The following is a 6347-nucleotide window of genomic DNA, read 5'->3' on the forward strand; positions in this document are numbered from 1 at the left end:
CCCTAGTGCGGTTGGCGCAGCCCCGCGACCAGGAGACCGACCAGCAGGCGCGCGTCGTAGCGGGGGTCGCCGTCCGCGCCTATACAGAGGTTCCCGATACCCCGCATGAGCTGGTAGGCGTCCAGATCGGAGCGGATCTCGCCGGCGCCCGCCGCGGCGTCGAGCAGCCGGGCGCACACGGGTACGAGACGGTCGACGAAGTAGGCGTGCAGCGCGCCGAAGTCGGCGTTGTCGGGCCGCAGTACAGCGGCGAGTCCGTGCTTGGTGACCACGAAGTCGACGAAGAGGTCGATCCACCGCATAAGCGCGGCGAACGGACTCGGGCTGTCCGCCAGCAGAGCCCGGCCGGCCTCGGCGCAGGTCTCGACCTGGCGCTGGTAGACGGCGACGACGAGATCCGCCCGCGTCGGGAAGTGGCGGTAGATCGTGGCCGTGCCGACGCCGGCCCTGGCCGCGATGTCGCGCACCGGCGCCTCCACGCCCGACTCGACGAAGACCGCGGCGGCCGCGTCGAGCAGGGCCTCCTGGTTGCGCCGGGCGTCCGCCCGCTTGGGCCGCGCCGTCCGCCCCGCGCCCCGGTCGCCGTCGTCCATCGCTGCGCTCCCTCCACTGCCGGCTTTGCTAAACGGGACACTGTCCCGTATCGTCGAAACGGGACATCGTCCCGCTTCTCATGATGCCAGAGCCGCCGGACCCGGCCGCGCATCCTCGCCCCACGTAGGAGGACACGCTCATGCAGTACCGCACCTTGGGCCGCACCGGTGTGCAGGTCAGCTCGCTCGCGCTCGGCGCGATGAACTTCGGCGCCATCGGGCGCACCACCCACGACGAGGCCGTCGCCATCGTCGACGCCGCCCTGGACGCCGGGATCAACCTCATCGACACCGCCGACCGATACGGCGACGGCGAGTCGGAGGAGATGGTCGGCAAGGCCATCGCGGGCCGCCGCGACGACATCGTGCTGGCCACCAAGGCGGGCCTGCCGATGGGCGACGAGCGCAACCATCGGGGCGGCTCGCGCCGCTGGCTGGTCACCGCGCTGGACGACAGCCTGCGCCGCCTCGGCGTCGACCACGTCGATCTCTACCAGATCCACCGGTGGGACCCCAGCACGAGCGACGAGGAGACCCTGTCGGCCCTGACCGACCTGCAGCGCGCGGGGAAGATCCGCTACTTCGGCTCCTCGACCTTCCCTGCCTACCGCGTCGTCGAGGCCCAGTGGGCCGCCCGCGAACACCACCTGAGCCGTTACGTCACCGAGCAGCCCAGCTACTCGATCCTCCAGCGCGGGGTGGAGACCCACGTGCTGCCCGTGACGGAGCGGTACGGGCTCGGGGTGCTGGCGTGGAGCCCGCTGGCCTCAGGCTGGCTGTCGGGCGCGGTCCGCGAGGGGCGGGAGATCACCACCAGCCGCTCCTCGATCCTGCCGGAACGCTTCGACACCGCGCTGCCGTACAACCGGGCCAGGCTCGACGCCGTCGAGCGGCTCGCCGAGGTCGCCGACGAGGCAGGACTGACCATGATCCAGCTCGCGCTCGGATTCGTGACCGCGCACCCCGCCGTGACCAGTGCGCTCATCGGCCCCCGCACCCTGGACCACCTGCGCGCGCAGCTCGCCGCCGCGGACACCGTGCTCAGCGCCGACGTGCTCGACGCGATCGACGCCATCGTCCCTCCCGGCACCGACCTCGCCCCGCACGAGAAGTTCGACGCCCCGCCCGCCCTGCTCGACCCGTCGCTGCGGCGGCGCTGACCGCTCACCCCCGTACGGCTCCCGGGGATCGCCTAGCGGCCGTCGAGTCGCTCGGCGAGCGTCATCCACTCCAGCTCGGCCGCCTCCTTCTGGGCGGCGACGTCCCGCAGCTCGGCGTCGAGCGCGGCGAGGCGCTCGAAGTCGCCTGCGGCGTCGGCCATCGCTGCGTGGAGCTTGGTTTCCCGCTCCGAGAACCGGTCGACCTGCCGTTCGAGCCGGTTGAGCTCCTTCTGCAGCTCGCGCAGCTCCTTTGCCGACAGCCCGTCGGCGGGGGCGGCGTCACGGACGGGAGCCGGGGCGTCGGCGGCCGCGGCGGCCCGGGCGGACAGGGCCGCGCCCGCGGCCCTCCGTTCGAGGTACTCGTCGACGCCGCCGGGCAGCATCGACAGCCGCCCGTCGCCGAGGAGGGCGACGCAGCGGTCCGCCACGCGCTCCAGGAAGTACCGGTCGTGGCTGACGACCACCAGCGTGCCGGGCCAGCCGTCGAGCAGGTCCTCCAGCTCGGTGAGCGTCTCGATGTCGAGGTCGTTGGTCGGCTCGTCGAGCAGCAGCACGTTGGGCTCGTTCATGATCAGCCTCAGCAGCTGCAGCCGGCGGCGCTCGCCGCCGGACAGGTCGCCGACCACCTTCCACTGGGCCTCGCCCCGGAAGCCGAGCCGTTCGAGCAACTGGGAGGCCGACCACTCCTTCTTGCCCACCTGGACGTACTTGCGGATCTCCTCGACCGTCTCCAGCACCCGCCGGCCGGGGTCGAGCTCGCCGAGCTCCTGCGACAGGTGCGCAAGCCGCACCGTCTTCCCGCGCACGACGCGTCCCGAGTCGGGCTCGACCGTGCCGGACAGCAGGCGCAGCACCGACGACTTGCCGGAGCCGTTGACCCCGATCAGGCCGATCCGGTCGCCCGGGCCGAACTGGAACGTGGAGTGGTCGAGGACGAGCGGCCCTGCGCCGGGGCCGCCGGCGTGCAGGGTGACGTCCTCCAGGTCGGCCACGGTCTTGCCGAGCCGGGCGGAGGCGAACCCCAGCAGCTCCACCGTCTCCCGGGCGGGCGGCTCGTTCGCGATCAGCGCCTCGGCGGCGTTGATGCGGAACTTGGGCTTGGAGGTGCGGGCCGGCGGGCCGCGCCGCAGCCAGGCGATCTCCTTGCGCATGAGGTTCTGCCGGCGCTGCTCCGCCGCCTCGGCGATCCGCGCGCGCTCGGCCTTGGCCAGGACATACGCCGCGTAGCCGCCCTCGTAGCGCTCGACCGAGCCGTCCACGACCTCCCAGGTGCGGGTGGACACGGCGTCGAGGAACCACCGGTCGTGGGTGACGACCAGCAGCGCGGACCTGCGCTGGGCGAGGTGGCCGGCGAGCCAGGCGATGGCCTCGATGTCGAGGTGGTTGGTCGGCTCGTCGAGCACGATCAGGTCGTGCTCCCCGACGAGCAGCCTCGCCAGGGCCGTGCGGCGGCGCTCCCCGCCGGACAGCGCGCCGGCCGGGGACGACAGGTCGATGTCGCCGAGCAGGTTGGCCAGGATCTCCCGGATCCCGGCGTCTCCCGCCCACTCGTGCTCGGCCCGGCCGCCCAGCACCAGATCGCGTACGGACACGACGGGGTCGAAGTCGTCGCGCTGGGACAGCAGGCCGACGCGCAGGCCGCGCGTGTGCGTGACCCGGCCGCTGTCGGGCCTCAGCTCGCCGGCGATGATCGAGACGAGCGTGGTCTTGCCCCCGCCGTTGCGACCGACCACGCCGACCCTGTCGCCCTGCTCCAGCCCGAGCGACACGTCGGACAGCAGCGGCTTGGGCCCGAAGGCGTGGGAGACCGACTCCAGATTGACCAGGTTCATCGCGCGTAAAGCCTATCCGGCCACGCTCGCACCGGGGACGGGCCCGGAGGCGGTCACGGCCGACCGGCAGTCGTCGGCGACCTCGATCGACTTCGCCAGCGCGGCGGCGTGCTCGGCCGACTCCGCGAGGAACGCGCAGGTCGGTCCCGAGCCGGACACCAGCGCACCGAGCGCGCCGGCCACCCGCCCGGCGTCCAGCGTCGCCGCGAGCGCGGGGCGCAGCTCCAGCGCCGCGGGCTGAAGGTCGTTGGTCAGGGCCCGGCCGAGCGCGTGGGGGTCGCCCTTCCGCAGGGCGGCCAGCAGGTCGTCGCTCGCCGTGGGCCGGGGCACCGGGCCTCCCGCCTCCTCCCTGAGGCGGTCGCACTCGCCGTACACGCGGGGGGTGGAGAGGCCACCGCCGGCCAGCGCGAAGACCCAGTGGAAGACGCCCGAGGTCGGAAGCGGGGTGAGCCGCTCACCGCGCCCGGTGCCCACCGCGGTGCCCCCGAGCAGCGCGAACGGCACGTCGCTGCCGATGTCGGCGCCGATCTCCATGAGGTCGCCGAGCGGGAGGCCGAGCCCCCACAGCTCGTTGCAGGCGACGAGCGCGGCCGCGGCGTCGGCGCTGCCGCCGGCCATGCCGCCGGCGACCGGGATCGACTTGCGGATCAGCAGGTCGGCCCGGTAGGAGCGGCCGGCCCACCGGGCCAGCGCGCGGGCCGCCCGCACGGCCAGGTTGTCGTCGCCGGCCGGGACCTCGCCTGCCGACTCGCCCTCGACCCGGACGCGCAGCGGCGCCTCCCCGGCGTCCCCGTCCGCCGGCTCGGACGCCGTGACCTCGTCGAACAGCGACACGGCGTGGAAGACGTTCACCAGGTCGTGGTAGCCGTCCTCGCGGAGCGGGCCCACGGCCAGCTGGAGGTTGACCTTCGCGGGCACCCGCACGGTGACCGCGCTCATCGGTTCCCTCCCGGGGCGGCGTGGCCGCCGTGGAGTGGCGCCCGCTCGTCCGGGGCGCGTCGGTTCGCTCCAGCCATGGGACCCGAGCCTAACGGGATCCGCGCCCCTCACCGGCCAAGAGATCCTCATAAAGGGGGGCGAAAGCCGTACACCTCTCGGTAGCGTTGCGTCCATCCCCCCTTCCGTGGAGCCTCCCATCGACCCCGACATCCCGACGAGCGCCCCGCTGTCCGCCGGCGACCCGGCAGAGATCGGCGGCCACCGACTGCTGGGCCGCCTCGGCGGGGGCGGGATGGGCACGGTCTACCTCGCGTCCGCCGAGGACGGGCCGCCGGTCGCCGTCAAGGTCATCCGGGCCGAGTTCTCCTCCGACCCCGGCTTCACGGGACGCTTCCGCTCCGAGGTCGAGCACGCCCGGTCGGTCGCCTCGTTCTGCACCGCCCGGGTGCTCGGCCACGGGGAGATGCCGGACGGCCGGCCGTACATGGTCACCGAGTACATCCCCGGCGCTCCGCTCGACCGGCGGATCGCGGCGCACGGCGCGCTGGACGGGGCCACGCTGCACGGGGTCGCGTTCGGCGTGGCCGCCGCGCTGACGGCGATCCACGCGGCCGGCCTCGTCCACCGGGACCTCAAGCCCGCGAACGTCATCCTGTCGATGTCGGGACCGCGGGTGATCGACTTCGGGGTGTCCCGGGCCGTCGACGACACCCGGCACACCGGCACCGGCGAGGTCGTCGGGACCCCCGGCTGGTGGGCCCCCGAACAGCTCCAGGGCCGCCCGGTGACGCCCGCGGCCGACGTGTTCACCTGGGGCTGCCTCGTGGCGTACGCCGGGAGCGGCCGCCATCCGTTCGGCGAGGGCGACCCGATGGTCCTGGCCCACCGCGTGCTGGAGGCGGAGCCCGACCTCGGGTCGCTGCCCGAGCCGCTCGACAGCCTCGTGCGGCGGGCGCTCGACCGCGAGCCCCGCCACCGCCCGACCGCCCAGGACCTGCTGCTGGCTCTGGTCGGCGGCCGCCAGGAGCCTGCCACGCAGGTCATCGAGGAGCTGTGGGAGGCCCCGCGCGACGCGCCCCCCTCCCGCGTACGGCGAGGGCGGCTGGCGGCGGCGATCGCGGCCGCGGTCGTCCTGGCCGTCGCCGCCGGCCTGCTCGTCGGGCTGCTGGCCGGGCGGCCCGGGCCCGCGCCCGTCGCGGGCGGGCGCGACAGCGACGTCGGCCGCCGCTTCGAGATCGGGGACGTCCAGGTCGTGGTCGACCGGCCCGCCTGCCGGAGGTCCGGGGACGCCACGGCCTGCCTGGTGTCCTGGCGGGTGCTCAACATGGGCGGCGCAGCCGCCGACCTCGCCGGGCCCCCGGATCTCGTGGACGACGAGGGCGGCGTCCACCGGGCCGAGGACGGCGCGCGGCCGGCCTCGGTGCAGCCGGGGGACATGGTGGTGCTGACCGCGCGGTACGCCCTGCCCGGCGATCGTACGGCCGCCCTGCTGCGCGGCGACGTGGTCGCCGGCGGCTCCGCGATCACCGCGCGTCTCGGGCCGGCCTCGTGAGCCGGATGTTCTCCCGGCTCGCAGGGGCGGCGGCCGGGGCGTCGCTGCTCCTGGCGCTCGTCCCGGCCTGGCCGGGCGCGACGGCCACGAAGAGCACGACAGCCGCGCAGACAGCCTCGGTGGGCGCGACGATCTCCATGCGCCCGAGCGGAGCGACGGCCGCGGTGAGCGCGACCGCCGCGCCCCCGGCGGGCGGCTGCGGCGGCGCGACCGTGTCCGACCTGGACGGCGACGGTACGGCCGACGCGGTGGCGGGCGACCCCTTCGCCCC

5 protein-coding genes and 1 pseudogene are annotated in these 6347 nt (G+C 74.7%); 3 read left to right on the plus strand and 3 right to left on the minus strand.

Features of this window, described 5'->3' with window-relative positions; all coding sequences use genetic code 11:
* Nucleotides 1-2 precede the first annotated feature (2 nt).
* Nucleotides 3-593: a TetR/AcrR family transcriptional regulator gene (locus MPTA5024_RS35925; protein ID WP_036332497.1), complete on the minus strand. Its 591-nt coding sequence runs from the start codon at nucleotides 591-593 to the stop codon at nucleotides 3-5.
* A gap of 140 nt (nucleotides 594-733) precedes the next feature.
* Here MPTA5024_RS35925 and MPTA5024_RS35930 point away from each other — a divergent pair, with 140 nt between their 5' ends.
* A complete protein-coding gene (locus MPTA5024_RS35930; RefSeq protein WP_036332499.1) occupies nucleotides 734-1753 on the plus strand; it encodes an aldo/keto reductase in 1020 nt (339 codons plus the stop codon).
* Nucleotides 1754-1785: 32 nt separating this feature from the next.
* Here the strand turns inward: MPTA5024_RS35930 and MPTA5024_RS35935 are convergent, their stop codons facing one another.
* Together MPTA5024_RS35935 and MPTA5024_RS35940 are read right to left on the minus strand one after the other, a co-directional pair.
* Nucleotides 1786-3585: an ABC-F family ATP-binding cassette domain-containing protein gene (locus MPTA5024_RS35935; RefSeq protein WP_036332501.1), complete on the minus strand. Its 1800-nt coding sequence runs from the start codon at nucleotides 3583-3585 to the stop codon at nucleotides 1786-1788.
* 12 nt (nucleotides 3586-3597) lie between these two features.
* On the minus strand, nucleotides 3598-4524 hold the full coding sequence (locus tag MPTA5024_RS35940; protein WP_036332503.1) for a 4-(cytidine 5'-diphospho)-2-C-methyl-D-erythritol kinase: 927 nt from the start codon (nucleotides 4522-4524) through the stop codon (nucleotides 3598-3600).
* 184 nt (nucleotides 4525-4708) lie between these two features.
* On the opposite strand from MPTA5024_RS35940, the gene MPTA5024_RS44550 reads away from it, so the two are divergent.
* Both MPTA5024_RS44550 and MPTA5024_RS43020 read left to right on the plus strand, forming a co-directional pair.
* Nucleotides 4709-6076 (plus strand): serine/threonine-protein kinase, encoded by a 1368-nt coding sequence (locus MPTA5024_RS44550; RefSeq protein WP_051459086.1) that lies wholly within the window; start codon nucleotides 4709-4711, stop codon nucleotides 6074-6076.
* A gap of 5 nt (nucleotides 6077-6081) precedes the next feature.
* Nucleotides 6082-6347, plus strand: a pseudogene (locus tag MPTA5024_RS43020) (hypothetical protein); the annotation flags it as partial.

It is taken from the genome of Microbispora sp. ATCC PTA-5024 (assembly GCF_000511135.2).
Lineage (GTDB): Bacteria > Actinomycetota > Actinomycetes > Streptosporangiales > Streptosporangiaceae > Microbispora > Microbispora corallina.